We start from the raw sequence: 1722 nt of genomic DNA, 5'->3' as shown, positions 1-1722 counted from the left end.
CCAATGTCAGTTAGTTAATATCAGGTAAAGGGATGCATATTCCAGAAAATGAAAATCTGACACTCGAAATGGTGGTACTTATGAGGGGAGGGATCGGCTTTAGCCCATAGGATAAACTTTAGGGCTTTTTACGGGTATGACAAACAAGCAGATTTACATCTGCTTCAAAAAAGGGTAAAATAGTTATCGGTGAAACTGTTTATGCTGCACGGTATAGGAAATATCGCGGTTTTCGGAAATGTGCTGTTTTCAATCGGGGATATTGGCGTTCATTTCGAAGCGGGATCATTTCCCGGCAGAGCAGGGACATCACATCTAAAGAGTCTTTCTCTGTGGTCAGACGGAGAAAGACTCTGCAAATATGGGCAGCCATGCTAAAATTTACTTTGTATTCGTATTTTGTGTTCCCCTTTTTTATAATTGTATGGTTGATAAGAACCTCCGTTATGTTGTATGCGATTAGTTTTGCCCATATTTCCTGTTTGATGCATTCTGGTCTGTAGGTATGAAAGTTACTCAGCCCAATGGTATATTTCAGCTTACGGAAGGAACCCTCGATGGCCCATCTGGCATGATATAGAAGCTTTATGCGCTCAGAGGGAAATTCCTCTGCCTGCAGATTGGTCACAAGACACTCATAAGAACCGTCCGATATAGGAAACCTTACAATCCGGAATGACAGGTCATAAGTGTCCAGAGAACCGTATGCGACGTAGTCGAAAGAAGCGGCAGCATCCACAAAGCGCTTGTAAAAGCCCTCTTTGACAGGGATTGTCTTTTTATGACTGCGAACCAGAGTGACATTTACCTGAATATCAAAGGAATCTGCATCCGGAAAATCAAAATTTGCGACAAGCCCTTTGGAATAGATGTCTTTGGTACGGAATAAAAAATACTGGTTCTTTTCGGTGACATGAGCCATGTTGTTATAAGAGCAATAGCCCCTGTCACCGATAAAGACATCCCTGGTGTCAGGCAGTGGGACGTGTCGGTCCACCATGTCACAGAAAGCCCGGAATTCATCTTTTTGGTGAACCGGCTGGATCAGGGCATCTGTATAAGTATGCCTCTGCAGGTCATATAAGGCATTCAGATGCATACTATAAAACCCTTTGTCTGAATGTCCTTCAGAAACAAAGTATTCCGGAGTGGAAAAAGAAGGTTTGCTGAAAAAAGTAAAGGTGGAACCGTCGGCAGCAAGGAAACGACAGGAAGAGTTTTTTTCCATGGCGAGGACAGAAGAATTGAACTGATGGAAAACAGCTTCCAGAGCATCCGGTTTTAGTTTTACCCGCTGCTGGTTATAAGCAGAGGCGGAAGGAGCGTTTGGATCCATGTCAAAAAAATCGAGAAGTTCCAGTCTGGTGCTGGAAGAACCGCAGGAGACCATGAAAGAAATGAGATTAGCAGCCCCCATCTTTCTGTTGCGGGTGAGATCCTTACCAGGATCAACAACATAAAGCGAAATATTGGATGCAATATGGTTGACGGAATCCGAAAAAACAGCTTTGACAGATTCATGTGACATAAATGAGTACCTCCTTGAATTGAAAAGACTATACTTCCAATTCAAGGGCCGCTTTCGCTACTTCAAAAAAACAATCAGCAGCGAAAGCGGCCGCACATTTTTGAATGTTTGTCAATCCCTTTTAGGGATTTTTTAAAAAAATTGGTTAGACCCCAATAGGGAATCTAACCTTGTAATTTAACTAAATGACATTG

General features: G+C 42.6%; 1 protein-coding gene. It reads right to left on the bottom strand.

Annotated elements, in window-relative coordinates:
- Positions 1 to 199 precede the first annotated feature (199 nt).
- Positions 200 to 1528, bottom strand: coding sequence for an IS4 family transposase (locus tag DFR60_RS30105; RefSeq protein WP_110326990.1), 1329 nt, complete (start codon positions 1526 to 1528; stop codon positions 200 to 202).
- Positions 1529 to 1722 lie beyond the last annotated feature (194 nt).

Source organism: Hungatella effluvii, from assembly GCF_003201875.1.
GTDB classification, from domain to species: domain Bacteria; phylum Bacillota; class Clostridia; order Lachnospirales; family Lachnospiraceae; genus Hungatella; species Hungatella effluvii.
This window is presented reverse-complemented; position numbering and strand designations above follow the sequence as displayed.